14 protein-coding genes and 1 pseudogene are annotated in these 19,571 nt (G+C 66.1%); 6 read left to right on the forward strand and 9 right to left on the reverse strand.

Going from position 1 to position 19,571, the window contains the following annotated elements:
* Positions 1-13 precede the first annotated feature (13 nt).
* The 5 genes from U873_RS0119585 (at position 14) to U873_RS0119605 (ending at position 6,710) form a co-directional block, all read left to right on the forward strand.
* On the forward strand, positions 14-691 hold the full coding sequence (locus U873_RS0119585; RefSeq protein ID WP_025129856.1) for a DUF1028 domain-containing protein: 678 nt from the start codon (positions 14-16) through the stop codon (positions 689-691).
* Entirely contained in the window at positions 684-1,847 is a 1,164-nt protein-coding gene (argE, locus tag U873_RS0119590; protein WP_025129857.1) for an acetylornithine deacetylase, read from the forward strand. The genes U873_RS0119585 and argE overlap by 8 nt, the downstream gene beginning before the upstream one ends.
* A 372-nt stretch (positions 1,848-2,219) precedes the next feature.
* Positions 2,220-3,710, forward strand: coding sequence for an aldehyde dehydrogenase (locus tag U873_RS0119595; RefSeq protein WP_025129858.1), 1,491 nt, complete (start codon positions 2,220-2,222; stop codon positions 3,708-3,710).
* A 136-nt stretch (positions 3,711-3,846) separates the two neighbouring features.
* Positions 3,847-5,295 carry an APC family permease gene (locus U873_RS0119600; RefSeq protein ID WP_025129859.1) on the forward strand — a complete coding sequence of 483 codons (1,449 nt, stop codon included), beginning with the start codon at positions 3,847-3,849 and terminating at the stop codon, positions 5,293-5,295.
* A gap of 2 nt (positions 5,296-5,297) precedes the next feature.
* The gene (locus U873_RS0119605) at positions 5,298-6,710 is read left to right on the forward strand and encodes an aspartate aminotransferase family protein (protein WP_025129860.1); all 1,413 of its coding nucleotides are present in this window, start codon (positions 5,298-5,300) and stop codon (positions 6,708-6,710) included.
* A 137-nt stretch (positions 6,711-6,847) separates the two neighbouring features.
* On the opposite strand, the gene U873_RS37270 is transcribed toward U873_RS0119605, so the two are convergent.
* The 8 genes and pseudogenes from U873_RS37270 to U873_RS0119645 all read right to left on the reverse strand — a co-directional run bounded on the left by U873_RS37270 (position 6,848) and on the right by U873_RS0119645 (position 17,975).
* The gene (locus U873_RS37270) at positions 6,848-9,190 is read right to left on the reverse strand and encodes an autotransporter domain-containing protein (protein ID WP_256244599.1); all 2,343 of its coding nucleotides are present in this window, start codon (positions 9,188-9,190) and stop codon (positions 6,848-6,850) included.
* A gap of 173 nt (positions 9,191-9,363) precedes the next feature.
* Positions 9,364-12,066: pseudogene (locus U873_RS36965) on the reverse strand (beta strand repeat-containing protein); the annotation flags it as partial.
* A gap of 174 nt (positions 12,067-12,240) precedes the next feature.
* The gene (locus tag U873_RS0119620; RefSeq protein WP_025129861.1) at positions 12,241-12,789 is read right to left on the reverse strand and encodes an N-acetyltransferase; all 549 of its coding nucleotides are present in this window, start codon (positions 12,787-12,789) and stop codon (positions 12,241-12,243) included.
* A complete protein-coding gene (locus tag U873_RS0119625) occupies positions 12,789-13,340 on the reverse strand; it encodes a phage tail protein (RefSeq protein WP_025129862.1) in 552 nt (183 codons plus the stop codon). Before U873_RS0119625 ends, U873_RS0119620 begins: the two co-directional genes overlap by 1 nt.
* A gap of 35 nt (positions 13,341-13,375) precedes the next feature.
* A complete protein-coding gene (locus U873_RS0119630; protein ID WP_025129863.1) occupies positions 13,376-13,942 on the reverse strand; it encodes a phage tail protein in 567 nt (188 codons plus the stop codon).
* 35 nt (positions 13,943-13,977) lie between these two features.
* Positions 13,978-14,535: a phage tail protein gene (locus U873_RS0119635; RefSeq protein ID WP_025129864.1), complete on the reverse strand. Its 558-nt coding sequence runs from the start codon at positions 14,533-14,535 to the stop codon at positions 13,978-13,980.
* A gap of 933 nt (positions 14,536-15,468) precedes the next feature.
* Positions 15,469-16,602: a branched-chain amino acid ABC transporter substrate-binding protein gene (locus tag U873_RS0119640; RefSeq protein WP_025129865.1), complete on the reverse strand. Its 1,134-nt coding sequence runs from the start codon at positions 16,600-16,602 to the stop codon at positions 15,469-15,471.
* A 122-nt stretch (positions 16,603-16,724) separates the two neighbouring features.
* Positions 16,725-17,975 carry a methionine gamma-lyase gene (locus U873_RS0119645; protein ID WP_029978520.1) on the reverse strand — a complete coding sequence of 417 codons (1,251 nt, stop codon included), beginning with the start codon at positions 17,973-17,975 and terminating at the stop codon, positions 16,725-16,727.
* A gap of 124 nt (positions 17,976-18,099) precedes the next feature.
* Here U873_RS0119645 and U873_RS0119650 point away from each other — a divergent pair, with 124 nt between their 5' ends.
* Positions 18,100-18,579 (forward strand): Lrp/AsnC family transcriptional regulator, encoded by a 480-nt coding sequence (locus U873_RS0119650; protein WP_025129866.1) that lies wholly within the window; start codon positions 18,100-18,102, stop codon positions 18,577-18,579.
* Between the two features lie 12 nt (positions 18,580-18,591).
* On the opposite strand, the gene U873_RS0119655 is transcribed toward U873_RS0119650, so the two are convergent.
* Positions 18,592-19,506 carry a LysR family transcriptional regulator gene (locus U873_RS0119655; RefSeq protein ID WP_025129867.1) on the reverse strand — a complete coding sequence of 305 codons (915 nt, stop codon included), beginning with the start codon at positions 19,504-19,506 and terminating at the stop codon, positions 18,592-18,594.
* Positions 19,507-19,571 lie beyond the last annotated feature (65 nt).

Raw genomic sequence — 19,571 nt, forward strand, 5'->3', positions numbered from 1 at the left:
CCAAGGAGAGTTCATGACTTTTTCCATCGTTGGCCGCTGCGCCGAAACCGGCCAGCTGGGTGTGGCCATCAGTTCCTCGAGCATCGCCGTCGGCGCCCGCTGCCCCTGGCTGCGGGCCGGGGTCGGTGCGGTGGCCACCCAGAACGTGACCCTGCCGGCCCTCGGCCCGCAGATCCTCGACCTGCTGGAAAGCCACAGGCTCGAGCCCGGCGCAGCCCTGGACAAGGCGCTGGGCAGCAATGGCTGGAGCCAGTATCGCCAGGTCACGGTGATCGACGGCCAGGGGCGCACGGCGCTGTTCAGTGGCCAGGAAGCCCTGGGCCAGCACCATGCGCTGGCCGGCGAGCAGTGCGTCGCCGCCGGCAATCTGCTGGCCGCTCCCGAGGTCATCGAGGCCATGGTCCAGGCTTTCGAGCAGACGCCGGGGATGCTGGTCGAGCGCTTGCTGGCCGCCCTGCACGCAGCGATGGCCGCCGGCGGTGAAGCGGGGCCGGTGCACTCGGCGGCGCTGTCGGTGGTGGACGACCTGACCTGGCCCATCGTCGACCTGCGGGTGGACTGGGCCGATGAGGATCCGATCGGCCAACTGGAGCGTCTCTGGCAGGCCTACCGGCCACAGATGCAGGACTACCTGACCCGGGCCCTGGATCCCACGGCGGCCCCGAGCTACGGAGTGCCCGGCAATGAATGAGCCTTCGAGCCGCGCGTTGCTGGCGCGGCTGGTGGGGTTTGCCACGGTCAGCCGCGACTCCAACCTGGAGTTGATCGGCTTTGTCCGTGACTACCTTGCCGGGTACGGAGTCGACAGCGAGTTGATCTACAACCCGCAACGGACCAAGGCCAACCTGTTCGCCACCATCGGGCCCACGGATCGTGGCGGCGTGGTGCTGTCCGGGCACACCGACGTGGTGCCGGTGGACGGCCAGGCCTGGACCCTGGAGCCCTTTGTCCTGACCGAGCGCGAAGGGCGCCTGTACGGGCGTGGCAGCGCCGACATGAAAGGCTTCATCGCCTCGGTGCTGGCGGCGGTGCCGAACCTGACCCGGCGCACCTTGCGGCTGCCGGTGCACCTGGCGTTCTCCTATGACGAGGAGGTGGGTTGCCTGGGGGTGCGGCCGATGCTTGAGCAACTGCAGCAGCGGCCGCACAAGCCGCTGCTGTGCCTGATCGGCGAACCCACCGAGCTGCGCCCGGTGCTCGGCCACAAGGGCAAGCTGGCCATGCGTTGCCAGGTGCGCGGCGCAGCCTGTCATTCCGCCTATGCGCCCTATGGCGTCAACGCCATCGAATATGCGGCGCGGCTGATCGGCAAACTCGGCGACATTGGCACCCGCCTGGCCCGCCCGGAGCACCACGACCGGCGTTTCGATCCGCCGTTTTCCACGGTACAGACCGGCCTGATCAAAGGCGGCCGGGCGTTGAACATCGTGCCGCAAGACTGCGAATTCGATTTCGAGGTGCGCACCTTGCCCGGAGATGACGCCCAGGCCGTGGTGGATGAACTGCAGCGCTACGCCGAGGGCGAGTTGCTGCCCGGGATGCAGGCGGTCCAGGCCGATACCGGTATCGGCCTGCAGCCGTTGAGCGCCTACCCGGGGCTGGCCACTGCACCTGACAGTGACGCGGCCGAGCTGCTGGCGCTGCTCAGCGGCTCGCGGGAGTTCGGCACCGTGGCCTTTGGCACCGAAGGCGGGCTGTTCCATGAAGCCGGCATTGCCACCGTGGTCTGTGGCCCGGGCAGCATGGAGCAGGGGCACAAGCCCGACGAATTCATCAGCATCGAGCAGTTGCACGGCTGCGACGCCATGCTGATGCGCCTGGCCGATTGGCTGGAGGGGCCTGCCTGAGCCTGATGCTGTTCATTCAACCTGGCGCACCCAGGGCTTGGGCGGTGAGGCGGGTTGCGGTGAAACAGCCTGTTGTGGCGAGCCAGCGTGCTTCGGCGCGAGGGCATAGCCATCGCAAAATCTGCCAAGGCAACGGGCCTTGACACCACCTTCTATGGAACGGACGGCGGTGGCAGCAGGCGCCGTCGCCACGGGGGCAAACGCTTCGCTCAAGTGGGCGTTGGGGTGGGGCGCCAGGCCGCCTGACTGCAGAGCTTTTTCATTGGGTTCGAGCATATTTTTAGTATTTTTCCTCTGGCGCGCAGTGACGCACCATCGTTCCCGACTCCGATAACAACCAGGCCGTTGCAACGGTCGACGAGGGTATGCAGCGTGTTCGATCTCGGTTATTGGCAGCAACGAGCTGCCCAACAGACATTCACTGACCAGGCGCTGATTGGCGGCCGTCACCTATCGGCGCAAAGCGGCGCCACCTTCGACGCCATCAACCCGGCGAACAACCAGCTGCTGGCGCGGGTCAGTGCCTGCGGCGAGGTCGAGGTCGACCTCGCCGTCGCCGCCGCCCGCCAGGCGTTCGAACAGGGGCCCTGGGCGCGCATGGCGCCGGTGGAGCGCAAGAGGGTGCTGCTGCGCCTGGCCGAGCTGATGCTTGCCCATCGCGAAGAGCTGGCCCTGCTCGAATCCCTGAACATGGGCAAGCCGGTGATGGATGCCTGGAACCTCGACGTGCCCGGGGCCGCCAATGTCTTTGCCTGGTATGCCGAAAGCATCGACAAGCTCTACGACCAGGTGGCCCCCTCGGGCATTGACAGCCACGCCAGTATCCGCCGCGAGGCGCTGGGGGTGATCGGCGCCGTGGTGCCCTGGAACTTCCCCCTGGACATGGCCGCCTGGAAACTGGCGCCGGCCCTGGCGGTGGGCAACTCGGTGGTGCTCAAGCCCGCCGAACAGTCGCCGTTCTCCGCACTGCGCCTGGCCGAGCTGGCCCTGGAGGCCGGGGTGCCGGAAGGCGTGCTCAACGTGGTGCCGGGCCTGGGCGCCGAGGCCGGCCGCGCCCTGGGCCTGCACCCGGACGTGGACTGCCTGGTGTTCACCGGCTCCACCGAGGTGGGCAAGTACTTCATGCAGTACTCGGCGCAGTCCAACCTCAAGCAGGTCTGGCTGGAGTGCGGCGGCAAGAGCCCGAACCTGGTGTTCGCCGATTGCCAGGACCTGGACCTGGCCGCCGAGAAGGCCGCCTTCGGCATCTTCTTCAACCAGGGCGAGGTGTGCTCGGCCAACTCGCGCCTGTTGGTCGAGCGCAGCATTCATGACGAGTTCGTCGAGCGCCTGCTGCTCAAGGCCCGGGACTGGATGCCGGGCAACCCCCTGGATCCGGCCAGCCGCGCCGGGGCCATGGTCGACGCCCGCCAGACCGCCAGCGTCATGGGCCATATCCAAGGCGCCCGGGAGCAGGGCGCGCAACTGGCCTGTGGCGGTCGCCAGCGGCACCTGGACGGCAGCGACAACTTCATCGAGCCGACCATCCTCACCGGGGTCCACAGCCAGATGGCCATCGCCCGCGAAGAGGTGTTCGGCCCGGTACTGGCGGTCACCCCCTTCGACGATGAGCAGCAGGCTATCGGCCTGGCCAACGACAGTGTCTATGGCCTGGCCGCCTCGCTGTGGAGCGACGACCTCAACCGCGCCCACCGCGTTGCCCGCCAACTGCGGGCCGGCACCGTGTCGGTGAACACCGTGGATGCCCTGGACGTCACCGTGCCTTTTGGCGGTGGCCGGCAGTCGGGATTCGGCCGCGACCTGTCGCTGCATGCCTTCGACAAATACACCCAGCTGAAGACCACCTGGTTCCAGCTGCGCTGACGCGGACTCGATGCCTTGCGACCCGCGGTACGGGTCACCCATGGCGCCGCCCGCCGCGGTTCAAGCCGCGGCACGGTGGCGCCGCACCTGCCGGATCACCGGCAGGCCCACAACAATAAAAAATGGAGTGTGTGCCATGACTGCAAGTGTCTCCAACGGGGTGGCGAGCCCCGTGCGCAATGGCGGGTTGCGCCGGGTGCTGGGCCTCGGCTCGCTGGTCTCGGTGGCCGTCGGCCTGGTGGTGTCCCAGGGGGTGATGGTGCTGATGCTGCAAGGGGCGGGGATGGCCGGGCTGGGCTTCTTCATCCCGCTGCTGCTGGCCTACCTGCTGGCCCTGACCTATGCCCTGTCGTTTTCCGAACTGGCGCTGATGGTGCCCCGGGCCGGCAGCCTGAGCAGCTACACCGAGGTGGCCATCGGGCATTTCCCGGCGATCCTCGCGACCTTCTCCGGCTACATGGTGGTGGCGATGTTTGCCCTGTCCGCCGAACTGCTGCTTCTGGATTTGATCATCGGCAAGGTCTACCCCGGCGCGCTGCCGCCGATGCTGGTGGCCTACGGAGTGCTCGGCGTGTTCACCTTGCTCAACCTGTTGGGCATCGATGTGTTCGCCAAGCTGCAGACGGTGCTGGCGGTGGTGATGGTGGTGATCCTGCTGACCCTCGGCCTGGGCGCCGTGAGCAGTGCCCAGGCCGACCTGCAACTGCCCCTGGACCAGGGCTGGAACCCCCTGCAAGTCGGCGCCCTGGCCCTGGCGGCCATGGCCATCTGGGGGTTTGTCGGTGCCGAGTTCGTCTGCCCGCTGGTGGAGGAAACCCGCAACCCGGAGCGCAATATCCCGCGTTCGATGATCATCGGCCTGAGCGTGATCTTCCTGGTGATTACCCTCTATTGCCTGGGTGCCTTGCTCTGTGTCCCGCGGGCGCAGCTGGCCAGCGATCCGCTGCCGCATTTCCTGTTCGCCACCACGGTGTTCGGTGAGGCCGGCAAGCTGTTCCTGGTGGGGGCGGTGATCACCGCCACCTGCAGCACGGTCAACTCGTCCCTGGCGGCGCTGCCGCGGATGCTCTACGGCATGGCCCAGAACGGCCAGGCCTTTCCCCAGTTCAAGCGCCTCAGCCCCCGGGGCCGCACGCCCTGGGTGGCGGTGCTGTTCGTCGCCGCGCTGACCGGCCTGCCGATCCTGCTGCTGGGCCAGGACCCGGACTCCATCAGCCTGCTGCTGTTGGCCGCCGCCCTGGCGTGGCTGCTGGCCTATATCGTCGTGCACATCGACGTGATCGCCCTGCGCCGGCGCTACCCCGATGCGCCACGGCCGTTCCGCTCGCCGTTCTACCCCTGGCCCCAGGTGCTGGGGATCGTCGGCATGCTGTTTGCGATCTATCACGTTTCCCCATCCCCCGAGATGACCGCGCGGATCTTCGGCAGTGCCGGCGTGGTGCTGGGGGTGATTTCGCTGATCGCCGTGGTCTGGATCAAGCTGGTGATGCGCAAGCCGCTGTTCGTTCCCGAACCGCTGCTGCCCGGCGAACCGACCACCGCGACCCAACCTTCCCTTGAACCCGCCTACCGTGCAGGAGAATGACCATGAGCACCGCCACTCAACAGCCGCAGCCGGCCGCGCCCCGCAGCACCCAGGATTACCAGGCCGCCGACGCCGCGCACCATATCCATGCCTTTCTCGACCAGAAGGCGCTGAACGCCGAGGGCCCGCGGGTGATCGTCCGCGGTGAGGGCCTGCACCTGTGGGACAACGACGGCCAGCGCTACCTGGACGGCATGTCCGGCCTGTGGTGCACCAACCTGGGCTACGGCCGCAAGGACCTGGCCGCTGCCGCCAGCGCCCAGCTGGAGCAACTGCCGTACTACAACATGTTCTTCCACACCACCCACCCGGCGGTGGTGGAGCTCTCCGAGTTGTTGTTCAGCCTGCTGCCCGGGCACTACAGTCACGCCATCTACACCAACTCCGGGTCCGAGGCCAACGAGGTGCTGATCCGCAGCGTGCGCCGCTACTGGCAGATCCTCGGCCAGCCGCAGAAGAAGGTGATGATCGGCCGCTGGAACGGCTACCACGGCTCGACCCTGGCGGCCACGGCCCTGGGCGGAATGAAGTTCATGCACGACATGGGCGGGCTGATCCCGGACGTGGCGCACATCGACGAACCCTACTGGTTCGCCCACGAAGGCGACTTCACGCCCGAGGAGTTCGGCCTGCGTTGCGCTCGCCAGCTGGAGCAGAAAATCCTCGAACTGGGGGCCGAGAACGTTGCCGGTTTCATCGCCGAGCCGTTCCAGGGCGCGGGCGGCATGATCTTCCCGCCAGACAGCTACTGGCCGGAGATCCAGCGCATCTGCCGCCAGTACGACGTGCTGCTGTGCGCCGATGAAGTGATCGGTGGTTTCGGCCGCACCGGCGAATGGTTCGCCCACCAGCATTTCGGTTTCGAGCCCGACACCCTGTCCATCGCCAAGGGCCTGACCTCCGGCTACATCCCCATGGGCGGGCTGGTGCTGAGCAAGCGCATCGCCCAGGTGCTGGTGGAGCAGGGCGGGGTGTTCGCCCACGGCCTGACCTATTCCGGGCACCCGGTGGCGGCGGCGGTGGCCATTGCCAACCTCAAGGCCCTGCGCGATGAAGGGGTGGTGAGCCAGGTCAAGAACGATACCGGCCCCTACCTGCAGCAGTGCCTGCGGGAAGTGTTCGGCAACCACCCGCTGATCGGCGAGATCCAGGGCACCGGGCTGGTGGCCGCCTTGCAGTTCGCCGAAGACAAGGCCAGCCGCAAGCGCTTCGCCAACGAGAACGACATCGCCTGGCGCTGCCGCACCCTGGGCTTTGAGGAGGGGGTGATCATTCGCTCGACCTTCGGGCGGATGATCATGGCCCCGGCCCTGGTGGCCAGCCGTGGCGATATCGATGAGCTGGTGGACAAGACTCGGCGTGCGGTGGAACGCACCGCGCAGGAGCTAGCGGCGGGCACCTTGCCTGCGGCCTAGGGCATTGCCCCCTGGCTGAAAAAAAACACCCCGCGAAGCTTGGCGCCTTGCGGGGTGTTTTTTTTGCCTTGGCGCTGGCAGGGAAGTCTTTCCTGCTGCAACGCCCAGGGCGCGGGCGGTTAGCCTGTGGCCAGGAACTAGAACTTGCCGTTCAGGCCGATGCGGAACATATCGCTGCGTTCATCGGAGCCCAGGGCCGTCTTGTAGGAGACACCCAACTGCCAGGCGCGTCCGAGGTTGAAGTCCAGGCCCAGGTCGAGGTCGGCGAAATCGCTGTCCTGGGAGTCGGGCTTGAGCCGGTACAGCAGGCCTTCGTCGCCCTGGTCGGTGTAGCGCATCTTGTAGTCGCTGGTGGTGCTGAAGTTATGACCCCAGGCCAGGCCGACCTTGGGCGTCACCACGCCGACCCGGGTCATGAAGTCGTAGCCCGAGCGCAGGCCCAGGTACGAGGTGAAGTTTTGCTGGCGCTGCTCGTCATAGGACAGCCCATAGATACCGCCGCCGTTTTCACGGAAGGCATCCAGGCGCGTGCTGCTGGCATTCAGGCGGCTATAGGGCGTCAGCGACAACGGACCCTGGCGATACTCGTAGCTGGCGGTCAAGGAGGCGAACAGTTGGTCGGCATCCCGGGAACCGCGGGCATAGTCGTCATTGCTGCCGGTGATGTAGCGGCGCGAGTCGAAGCTGATGCGGTTATAGCCCAACAGGCCATCGACAAATACCTGAGGCGCCAGGTTCAGGCTCAGGTAGGTGGCGATGCCAATGGCATCGGCATCGCTGCGGGTCTTGTTGCTGCCGATCTCGCTGCGGTCATTGCCGTAGCCGATCCCGACACCGGCCACCGCCGATGGCGACAGGCGATAGTCGACACCGGCGCTCAGGCCCAGGGTGGTGAAGCTGTTGTTCCGGGCGCCGCGGGCGTGGGTCGAGCCGACGTTGACGAAACCGTCGCTCCAGAAGGCCAGGGCATCCTGCTTGCACGAGTCCTGCTCGGCGGCTGCGGCTGCGCGTTGTTCCTGCTCGGTCTGGTGCGCCGAATCCCCCAGCTGGTTCTGCACCGCCTTGGCAATTTCTCCCAGAGGCACGTCGCGGCCGTCCTTCCTCAGGCTGGCATTGAACGAATTACGGTCGCACTTCATCTGGTGCAACTGCTCCATGCGACGGTTGAAGTTGTCCATCTGGGTGCTGGCAAAGCGTTCCGCCGCGCGGCTCTGGGCGTTGAGCAGGCCGATCACTTCGGCGTCCTTGCTCGGGTCGGGGCGAGCCTGAACGACAAAGCTCATGGTCCCGGCGGCACTGGAGCCACTGCCGTTGCGCAGGCTGAAGCGGACCACCGCGGTGCCGGCGAAGGCGGCCGAGGGCACGAAGCGCATCGAGAACGGGCCCATCATCATCGCCCGCCCGGCCGAGGCCGGAGTCACGCTGCCCAGGTCGGCCTGAGTGAACGGCCCGCCAGTGGCGCCCTGGGTCAGGTCGACGGTGACCGACTGCCCGGAGCTGAGCACCTGGCTGGAGGACGGCACGGTGATCGGCACCACCGCGATGGTGATCGAATAGGCGTGGGTGCCGGTGGCGCCATTGGCGTCGGTGGCGGTGATGGTCAGGTTGCTGGTGCCACTGCTGCTGGGGGTGCCGCTGATCAGTCCGCTGGCCGGGTCGAGACTCAGGTTGGCCGGCAGGCTGCCAGCGCTGACGCTGAAGCTGTAAGGCGCCGTGCCACCGGTGGCGCTGAGGGTGGCGCTGTAGGGGCTGCCCGCGGTGCCGGCGCCCAGGGTGCCGGGGGCCACCACCAGGGTTGGCGCGGTCACGGTCAGGGTCACGGTGGCCGGGCTCGAGGTGCCGCCGGCGTTGCTGGCGGTGTAGGTGAAGCTGTCCGTCCCGGAGTAACCCGCGGTCGGGGTATAGCGGATGCTGGTGCCACTGGCGCTGGCGGTACCGTGGCTGGCAGCAGTGGCCACCGCGACGCTGCTGGCGCTGCCGCCGCTGAGGTTGAGGGTGATGGCGTTGGCGCTGCTGTTGGCGCTGACCGTGGCGTTGACCGCGCTGGCGATCGGCGCATTGATGCCGATGCTGGTGCTGTAGGCGGTGCTGCCGGTGGCGCCGTTGGCGTCGGTGACCCGTACCGTGAAGCTGTAGGTGCCGGCGCTGCTCGGGGTGCCGCTGAACACCCCGCTGCTGCTCAGGGTCACGCCGCTGGGCAGCGAGCCGCTGAGCAGGCTGTAGCTATAGGGCGCAGTGCCGCCGCTGGTGCTCAGGCTGGCATTGAAGGCGCTGCCCACGGTGCCGTTGCCCAGGGCTGTGGCAGTCATCACCAGGGTTGGCGGGCTCACGGTCAGGGTCACGGTGGCCGGGCTCGAGGTGCCGCCGGCGTTGCTGGCGGTGTAGGTGAAGCTGTCGGAACCGGAGAAGCCGGCGCTCGGGGTGTAAGTGATGCTGGTGCCACTGGCGCTGGCGGTACCGTGGCTGGCGGCACTGGCCACCGCGACGCTGCTGGCGCTGCCGCCGCTGAGGTTGAGGCTGATGGCGTTGGCGTTGCTGTTGGCGCTGACCGTGCGTTGACCGCGCTGGCGATCGGCGCATTGATGCCGATGGCAGTGCTGTAGGCGGTGCTGCCGATGGCGCCGTAGGTGTCGGTGACCCGCACCGTGAAGTTGTAGCTGCCGACGCTGCTCGGCGTACCGCTGAGCCCTCCGCTGCTGTTCAGGGTCACGCCGTTGGGCAGGGTGCCGCTGAGCAGGCTGTAGGTGTAGGGCGCGGTGCCACCGCTGGCGCTGAAGGTGGCATTGAACGGGCTGCCCACGGTGCCGTTGCCCAGGGTCGCCGGGGTCATGTTCAAGGTCGGCGGGCTCACCGTCAGGGTCACGGTGGCCGGGGCCGAGGTGCCGCTGGCGTTGGTGGCGGTGTAGGTGAAACTGTCGGAGCCGGAGAAACCGGCGGTCGGGGTGTAGCTGATGCTGGTGCCGCTGGCGGTGGCGCTGCCATGGCTGGCCGCGCTGGCCACGGCCACGCTGCTGGCGCCGCCGCCGCTGAGGTTGAGGGTGATCGGATTGGCGCTGCTGTTGGCCGCCACCGTGGCGCTGACGGCGCCGGCCACAGGTGCCTGGACGACGATCACCAGGGTATAGGCCTGGGATCCGGTGGCGCTGTTGGCATCGGTGGCGGTGACGGTCAGGTTGGCCGTGCCACTGCCGCTCGGCGTGCCGCTGATGACCCCGCTACTGGTGTTCAGGCTCAGGCCGCCCGGCAGGGCCCCGGAGGTGATGGCAAAACTGTAGGGCGCGTTGCCGCCCGAGGCGCTGAGGCTGACGCTGTAGGCAACGCCGAGGGTGCCGTTGCTCAGGGACCCGGGGCTCAGGCTGATGCTTGGGGCGCTGACGGTGATGCTCACCGTGGCCGGGCTCGATGTGCCGCTGGCATTGGTCGCGGTGTAGGTGAAGCTGTCCACCCCGGAGTAGCCCGCGGTGGGGGTGTAGCTGATGCTGGTGCCGCTGGCGGTGGCGCTGCCATGGCTGGCCGCGCTGGCCACGGCCACGCTGCTGGCGGCGCCGCCGCTGAGGTTCAGGGTGATCGGGTTGGCGCTGCTGTTGGCGGCTACCGTGGCGCTGACGGCGCTGGCCACCGGCGGTACACCGCTGATGTTGATGCTGTAGGCGCGAAAGCCCGTGAAGCTGCTGGCGTCGGTGGCACGCAGGGTGAAGTTGAATGGCCCTGACGCGGTCGGGGTGCCACTGATGACCCCCGCCGGACTGATGGACAAGCCGCTGGGCAGGGTGCCGCTGCTGACTGCATAGGTATAGGGCGCGGTACCGCCAGAGGCGCTGATGGTGGCGCTGTACGGCGTGCCCTGGGTGCCGTTGCTCAGGGTCGTCGGGGTGATGCTGATGGTGGGCGCAGTGACGGTGATGCTCACGGTGCCCGGGCTGGAGGTGCCACTGGCGTTGGTCGCGGTGTAGGTGAAGCTGTCGGAACCGGAGTAGCCGACGCTCGGGGTGTAAGTGATGGTGGTGCCGCTGGCGGTGGCGGTACCGTTGCCGGCCGCACTGGCCACGGCCACGCTGCTGGCGGCGCCGCCGCTGAGATTCAGGGTGATCGGGTTGGCGCTGCTGTTGGCGACCACCGTGGCGCTGACGGCACCGGCAATCGGGGGCAGGCCGTTGATCAGCAGGCTGTAGGCGCGCGAGCCGGTGGCGCCGTTGGCGTCGGTGGCGGTGATGGTCAGGTTGGCCGTGCCACTGGCACTGGGCGTGCCGCTGATCAGGCCGCTGCCGGTGTTCAGGGTCATGCCGGCCGGCAGGGCGCCGGCGGTGATGGCGTAGCTGTAGGGTGCGGTGCCACCCGAGGCACTGAGGTTCTGGCTATAGGCCGTGCCCTGGGTGCCGTTGCTCAGGGTACTCGGGGTCACGGACAGGACGGGCGGGCTGACGGTAATGGTCACGGTGGCCGGGCTGGAGGTGCCGCTGGCGTTGGTGGCGGTATAGGCGAAGGTGTCGCTGCCGGAGTAGCCGGGGGTTGGCGTGTAGGTGATGGTGGTGCCGCTGGCCGTAGCAGTGCCGTGCGCCGCGGCGGTGGATACGGCCACGCTGGTGGCCGCGCCACCGCTCAGGCTCAGGGTAATGGAGTTGTTGCTGCTGTTCGCCGCTACCGTGGTGCTTACCGGGCCAACCGTCGGAGCCGGCACGCTATAGGTATAGCCATTGGTCAGGGTGGCGGTGCCGCCCGGGGTAGTGACCGACACGTTTACCGCGCCAGCGGCATGGGCCGGGGTGGTGGCGGTGATGCTGGTGGCGTTGGTGACGCTGTAGCTGGTGGCCGCCACCCCACCGAAAGTGACGGCAGTGGCGCCGGTCAGGTTGGTCCCGCTCAGTACCACCGAGGTGGCGCCGGCGGTGCTGCCGTTGTTGGGCGCCACCGAGGTCAGGGTCGGCGGGCCGCTGGCACCGACCACCAGGGTGTAGGTGGCGACACCGGCCTGGTTCAGGCCGTCATTCAGGGAAATGGCGAAGGTGTAGCTGCCGGCCGTGGTCGGTGAGCCGGACAGGGTCGTGGTGTGGCTGTTGGGCGAAGGGTTGAGGGTCAGCCCCGGCGGCAGGCAGATCTGCGTGCCGTCATAGCTTGGGTCGTCGATGTCGCATTCGTACCAGCCGTCCAGCGGAGTCGCGCCGCCGGTGGCGGTGATGGTGACGCTCATGGATTGGTTCACCGCCACCGGTGCCAGGGTGGTGCCCGTGGCCGGAGAGACAATGACTGGGCGTGCTGCCATCGCCTGGCTGGCCATGGTCATCGCACAGAACAGCAGGAACAGCGCGACCAGTCTTTTTGCCAGCCTGCTACCGGAGGTGGTGAGGGGTGTTCTCATTGGGGCTTCCTGCCATACGGCTATTGTTGCGGGCGTGTCCTGCTCCGTTGCAGGGCTGCGCACCGATGGAACCAAAAGGCCGACGCCCGTGGCGCCTGCGCTTGAATGTCATCTCGGGCTGAGAGGTGGCGCAGCGTCAGGGGTCCGCTGGCGTGCCGCCCAGGTGCTTGGGTTTCATGCGTCCAGGGCTTCCTTGGGCGGCTGCGGCCGGCCCACCGGCCGTTGCATCGGGGTATAGGGGCCGGCCTCGCCACAGACCTGAAAGCCCAGGCGCTCATACAGGCGACGGGCCGGGCTGCTGTGTTCGACGCTCAGGTGGCAGGCCAGGCCCTGACGATCGGCCAGCTGCAGGACCGCGTGCAGCAAGCGGCTGCCGATTCCCCGGCCTTGCCAGTGCGGCAGCAGGGCGATGTCGACGATGCGCATGGCGCACGCGTCCTGGTCCACGCACAGGCGGCCAATGGCGGTCCCGGCGCAGTCGACGATGAGAAAGGCCGCCTCGGGGTAATGCTGGTGGTAATGGCTGCGCTGCAACTGTTCCTGGGACAGCAGGAACGCCCGGCGCTGCGCGTCGCTCCAGCCGGGCACGGCACTGACTTCGGCCCAGCGCCGCGACAGGTAAAGGTCGCCGAGCAGGGCCTGGTCGTTGCCGGTCTGCATGCGCAGACCGGGTTCGCCGCCCAGTGGCAGCAGGGATAAAAGACCGCTGGAGGCGTGCGTCATCAATTTTTCAACGGGTACTCGCCATCGAGGCAGATGCAGTAGGCCAGGGTCAGGAACGGCTGCATGGTGTTGCGTAGCGTGCCGCCCGCTGCGCTGGGGGTACCTGCCGAAACCAGGGTGTCGGGGGCCAGCGACGGGTTGCTGGCAGTCGGAGCAATGGCGCTGTACAGGTGCACGTTGCGCGGCTGCGCCAGGTAGGTTGCAGTGGTGGGCTGGTCCACCGCCGCGGTGTTGTCGGTGCCGTCCCTGGCCTGCATGGCGTGGGTGTGTCCGGCGAAGTTGGCCGGCAGCATTTTCACCGCGTCGGCACCTTTGGCATCGCCTACCGGCCTGTACGTCAGGTTCACGCCGCTCCCGGCGCCCATGGCCACCCGGCCATTGAGGTTGGGCAACTTGAAGTCCTTTCCCGGGTTGCCGCCATAGAGGTTGCCAATGATCGAGTAGAGGGTGGGGAACTGTTGCGTCAGCAGCACCGAGCCATCGCAATAGGCCCAGTTCTGTGGTGCGTAATTGTAGGGGAACAGCCTGATCTCGCCGGTGAATGCATCCATGATCGCTCAGTCCAGAATGAAGTAATGGGGAAAGACTAAGGCCGTGTCGGGAAGATGCCCGACAGGCAGATGATGTAGTTGATGGCCAGCGATCCCATCATGTTGTCGTGGGGCAGGGGGGCTTTCTGCGCCGGTACCAGGGCTTCGGAGAGAAACAGCGGGCTCAGGCTGATCGGGCTGGCCGCCTGGGTGCTGTACAGCCCCTTGATCACGCCGGCGCTGGCGAATGCACCGAAGGTCTGGCTCTTGGGCGCGGCGGGCGGATTGGGGGTGGCCGAGGTCGCCGGGTTCCTGCTGACCATGAATGCATGGGTATGCGCGGGGGTGTTGGCGGTGGTCATGGTCACGGTTTCGCTGCCCATGGTCGTCCCCAGGGTCCTGAGCCTGAGCCCGACGCCTTGTCCTTGGCCGACGGGGACCCGCCCGCGATAGTCCGGCAGGCCGAAAGTGGTGACACCGTTGCCACCGTAGGTGGTGCCCAGCACCACGAACAAGGCCTCGTAGCTTTGAACTGGCAGCAAGCTGCCGTCACAGATGGCCCAGCCTCGCGGCGGATAATCACCTGCGAACATACGGATCTCGCCGAGGAATGCTTCAGACATATCAGTTTCCTTGCTTGAGGGTCTGTAGGGGATGGCTACGGGCGTGGCGGATAGAGGCCGCTGGTGGCAATGCAGAAACAACCGACAATCGAAGGCTGCATGTTTTCCATGGGCAGGCCCTGAGTCGGCACCACCGAGCTGCCATTCAGGTTAACGAGGTCGGTGGGTGGGGTTGTGGTATTGGCGGTCACATAGGTGGGCTTGAACACCGCTCCGGTGGAGTTCGAGCTGATCGCCGGAATGCCGCCAGCCGGGCCCATGGTGCCGGCGGCGTCCGCGACATAGGCGGTATGGGTATGGGCTGGCAGCGCGTCGGTGCCCAGCGTCACCGTCTCGGTGCCGGCGCTGCTGCCCATGGCATGCACGTTGAGGAGCGGGTTGGTGGAGGCCACTGGGTTCATCCCCAGGGCGACTCGTCCGCGCAGGTCGGGCAGGCCGAAGGTGGTGCTGCCATTACCGCCAAAGCGGGTGCCCAGCAGGGAGGCCAGGGCGACGTATTGTTGGAAGGGTAGAATCTGGCCCTCGCAAACCAGCCATCCTTGCGGAGCCCAGCCCCAGGGGAACAGACGAATTTCACCGACAAAGGGATCCATATTCTTTCCTCCATGAAAAAAAACGTTGGCGCCAGAAAGTTGTTTTCCCAAGGTCGGGAGCGGCGCGGATCGCACAATAAACAAAAGTTAATTTAGTGCGCAAATACTATTTTTTTTGTAATTCGCTTCACAACTACCAAAGCCTCTTGACGGTTCTCTAGTGCGCAGCTTTGGCGTTTCTTTGGCGGTAACAAAAAGTCCATGTTTATCGGTAACACTCGACTAACTAAAGCGCTTGGGCAGGCTGTGTGAAGCGCCGTGCCTGAACTTTTTCTTGAGGCCCGGTAGCGTTTTTCTTCATTGCTCAACAGGATAGATCTATAGCCTAGACCAGATTTTTCTGTTGATCGATTTTCCCGCTGAATCGCCCCGGTGGCGCCCCTGCAGGGGCCGCGGTGGTCGGCACCGATTTGGTGCAGGGCCTTTGCCTGCGGGATTTTCTGGCGTAGCTGAAGGGCCCTTGGGATTGCCGGCGGCAGACCCCGGGTAGCGCTGTCGACCGCTCTGGCCAAGGCTATGGGCGTGTGTATCGGGGTGAATACAAAGTTGCTTGGCGGATCTGGAGCAGGTTCTTAGGGTTTTTTTTGCAACGGCCCCGGCTGGCACAGGCGGACTGACAAGGAAGTAGTTCCTGGCGCTCTTAAGTTGCCCTGGGAAAAAACAAAGCACACTAACGAGTTGCCCGCCTAGTGGCTTTTAGTGCTTCTAAAGTATGACCTTCGTGGGTGTTTCTAGAGCCGCCGAACGGGTGTTACCTGAGCGCCTTCCGGGTTGTTACCGGGGCATAAGTTATTCCCAACTAAGGCGATAGGGTATTGCCTGGAAGTGGGAAGTTGTGCGCTGCGGCGTCGGCTCGAAAAGTGCGATGGGGGCCGTGCCGGCAAGGCACGGCCAGGGAGTTGCAGCGGGGCGCTGCAGCTCCCGGGGGATGGCTCAGAGCCCGGCGTTTTCGCCCGCCACGCTCTTGGGCTTGCCGTAGTGCCATTCGTAGACCACGAACTGGAAGTCCTTCAGGTCGCCTTTTTCATCGAAGCTCAGGTCGCCAGTCGGGGTCTTGAAGGTGCCCTTGTGGATCGCCTCGGCGACTTTCTCCGGGTCTTCGCTCTTGGCCGCGGCGATGCCCCCGGCAATCACTTCCACCGCCGAGTAGGACGGCAGCACGAACGGGCCGCTGGGGTTTTCCTTCTTGGCTTCGAAGGCTTCCACCAGGGCCTTGTTGGCCGGGTCCTGGTCGAAGGATTTGGGCAGGGTCACCAGCATGCCTTCGGAAGCATCCTTGGCGATCTGCGAGATCGAGTCGTTGCCCACGCCTTCAGGCCCCATGAAGCGGGCGGTCAGGCCCTTTTCCTTGGCCTGGCGCAGCAGCAGGCCCATCTCCGGGTGGTAGCCGCCGAAGTAGACGAAGTCGACGTTGGCCTGCTTGAGCTTGGCCAGGATCGACGAGTAGTCGCGTTCGCCGACATTGATGCCTTCGAACATCGCCACCTTGATGCCTTCCTTGCCGAGAATCTCCTTGACCGAGCTGGCGATGCCTTCGCCGTACTGCTGCTTGTCGTGCAGCACTGCGACGTTGGTCGGCTTGAGCTTGGCGATGTAGCGCGCTGCCGCCGGGCCCTGGGCGTTGTCCAGGCCGATGGTGCGGAACACCATCTTGTAGCCACGGGCGGTCAGCTCGGGGCTGGTGGCGGCCGGGGTGATCATCACGATGCCTTCGTCTTCGTAGATGTCCGATGCCGGCTGGGTGGAGCTGGAGCACAGGTGCCCGACCACGAACTTGACGCCGTCGTTGACCACCTTGTTGGCCACGGCGACGGCTTGCTTGGGATCGCAGGCATCGTCGTATTCCACGGCCACCAGTTGCTTGCCGTCGACGCCACCCTTGGCGTTGATCTGCTCGATGGCCATGCGCGCGCCGCTGAACTGCATGTCACCGTATTGCGCCACCGGGCCGGTCTTGGCCCCGGCAATGCCGATGCGGATGCTGTCGGCTGCCAGGGAATGGCAGGCGAGGCCGGCAAGGATCATGGCGCTGAGCAGTTGGGTGGCTTTGTTATTGATACGACTCATTGGGTGTTCCACTCCTGTGGGTTACGGTTCTAAGGGTGTTGCGGGTGTTGCACTGAGTGCCGGCGCAGGGCAGCGGCACTGACGGTTGTAGACGGCTTGCCTGGCGGCCGTACTGATGCGGCTCAAGGCCGGGCCTTGCCGACGGCCTCCAGCAGGGGGCGGGTGGCGACGGGTTCGGCGCTGGCGTCCAGGGCCTGGGCGATATCGGCCAGCAGGTCGGCCAGGTCCTCCAGGCCCACCGACAGGCGCACCAGCCCCTCGGCAATCCCGTGTTCGGCCCGTTCCTCCGGGGTGTAGGTGGAATGGGTCATGCTCGCCGGGTGCTGGGCCAGGGACTCGGCGTCCCCCAGGCTCACTGCACGGCTGAACAGCCCCAGGGCGTTCATGAAGCGTCGGCCGCTGTCCAGGCCGTCCTTGAGTTCGAAGGCGATCATGCCGCCGGGCAGCTTCATCTGCTGCTTGGCCAGCGCATGCTGGGCAAAGGATGCCAGCCCCGGGTAGGCCACCCAGGCCACCGCGGGGTGATCCTGGAGGAACTGGGCAATGGCCTGGGCGTTGGCGCAATGGCGATCCATGCGCAGGGCCAGGGTCTTGATCCCGCGCATCAACAGGAAGGCGTCCTGGGGCGAGAGCACCGCGCCGGTCAGGTCCTTCAGGCCTTGCAGGCGGATGCGCTCGGCCAGCGCCTGGCGCGTGACCACGATGCCGGCGGTGATGTCGCCGTGGCCGCTGAGGTACTTGGTGGCAGAATGCACTACCAGGTCCGCACCCAATTCCAGCGGGCGCTGCAGGTAGGGCGTGCAGTAGGTGTTGTCCACTGCGAACGTGATCTTGGGGTGCTGGCGGGCGATCTCGGCCACCGCGGCAATGTCCACCAATTGCATGGTGGGGTTGGCCGGGGACTCGCAGTAGATCATCCGGGTGGCGGGGCCGATGGCTGCTCGCAGGTTGCCCAGGTCGGCGAGGTCGACGTGGCGCACCTTGACCCCGAATTCGGCGAGGCCGTGGTGCAGCAGGGCAAAGGTGCAGCCATACAGGGTGCGGCTGACGATGACTTCGTCGCCGGGACGCAGCAGGGTCCAGAAGGTGGCGGCAATCGCCCCCATGCCGGAGCCGAAGGCCACCGCCGCCTCGCCGTTTTCCAGGGCCGCCATGCGCGCTTCCAGCAGGGCCAGGGTCGGGTTGCCGATGCGGGTGTAGAAGTAGCCGGGCTCTTCGCCGGCGAAGCAGCCGGCACCGTATTGCACCGTAGCGAAAGTGAAGGTCGAGGTCAGGTAGATCGGTGGGATCAGCGCACCCTGGTGCTCCTGGGGGTTATAGCCGTGATGGATGGCGCGAGTGGAAAAACCAAGGTCACTGTTTTTATTGTTCATGGTGAACGCTCCCGGATTTGCTCTAATGCTATGCTCAAACCCGGCGCATTAATTTCTAATATGACCCTTAAAAATGGTTCAAATTGGAATAAAACATCATAAAAATAAAATAAAGAGGCAAAATATGCCCGCAGGTCTGGATCGTATCGACAAATCCCTGCTCACCGCCCTGCAAGACAATGCCCGGCTGACCACCGCCGAGCTGGCCGACAGCGTGGCCCTGACCACGTCCCCTTGCTGGCGCCGGGTCAAACTGCTGGAGGACAGCGGGGTGATCACTGGCTACCAGGCCATTCTTTCGCCCAAGGCCCTGGGCTACGGCGTCACTGCTTTTGTCAGCGTGATGATGGAATCCCACTCCCGAGACACCGCGCGGGCCTTCGAGCAGCGGCTGCTGGAAATCCCGGAAATCATTGCCTGCCACAATGTCTCCGGGCGCTATGACTTTCTTCTCGAAGTGCTGGCCAGGGACCTGGAGTCCTTTGGCGAATTTGCCCGGGAGGTGCTGCAGACCCTGCCGGCGGTGAAGGAGATCTATTCGAGTTTTTCCTTCAAGTCGGTGAAGCCGGCGCGGCTGATTCCGGTGCTGCACGCCGGCGCCTGAGTCGCGCTCGACTCAGTGCAACTGCTGCTCCTCCAGGTACTGCTTCAGGCATTCGATGAATGCCTGGTGCTTGCGTGTCTGGCGCCGGTGGGCCGGGTAGATGACATGGATCTGCGGGCCGAACTGTTCCGGGTCCAGCAGCGCTTCGGGCAGCAGTTGCACCAGCTCGCCACGCCGCAGGTAGGGCGCAGCGCTCCACTGTGGGCACAGCTGCAGGCCCAGGCCCGCCAGCAGGGCGCCGAACAGGAAATCATAGTTGCCGCTGGCCAGCCGAGGCACCGGCTGGGCCACTCGCTGGCGTTCGCCATCCAGGGTGAAGTGCCAGAAGTGCGGGTTCAGCGCCGGGTGGCGGAAGATCAGCCAATCGTGTTCGCTGAAGGTCTCGGGGGTGACCGCCAGCGGCTTGCGCTGCAGGTAGCGGGGGCTGGCGCAGAGCAGGATGCGATTGGCGATCAGCGGGCGCGCGATCAGGTCCGGCAGCGCCACCGGGCCGTCCCGCACGGCCAGGTCGTAGCCACCGCCTTGCAGGTCGACGAACTCGTCGGTGAGTTCCACTTCCAGGCGCATCTGCGGGTACAGCTCGAGAAAGCGATAGCAGGCGCCGTTGAGAAAGGCCGGGGCGAAGGAGGGCGGTGCCACCAGGCGCAGGGAACCGCACATTGCCTGCTGTAACTGGTCGATGTCCTCCTGGGCCTGCTGCAGGTGGATCAGCACCTGGCGGGCGCTGGCCAGGTAGATGTGCCCGGCCTCGGTGAGGGCCAGGCGTCGGGTCGAGCGCTCCAGCAGGCGGGTGCCCAGTTGGTTTTCCAGGTGGCTGACCGCCTTGGTCAGGGCCGAGGTGGTCTTGCCCAGGCAGGCCGCGGCGCGGGTAAAGCTGCCCTGGTCGGCAGTGGTCACGAACATGGTGATGGCGCCGAGCTGGTCCATGGGAATCTTGCCTCTTTGGAAAGGATGCCTTGCGCGAAGCAGTATTCTTAAGCGCCGGCAGGTTG

The sequence above is a fragment of the Pseudomonas sp. PH1b genome, assembly GCF_000633395.1.
In the GTDB taxonomy this organism is placed as follows: domain Bacteria; phylum Pseudomonadota; class Gammaproteobacteria; order Pseudomonadales; family Pseudomonadaceae; genus Aquipseudomonas.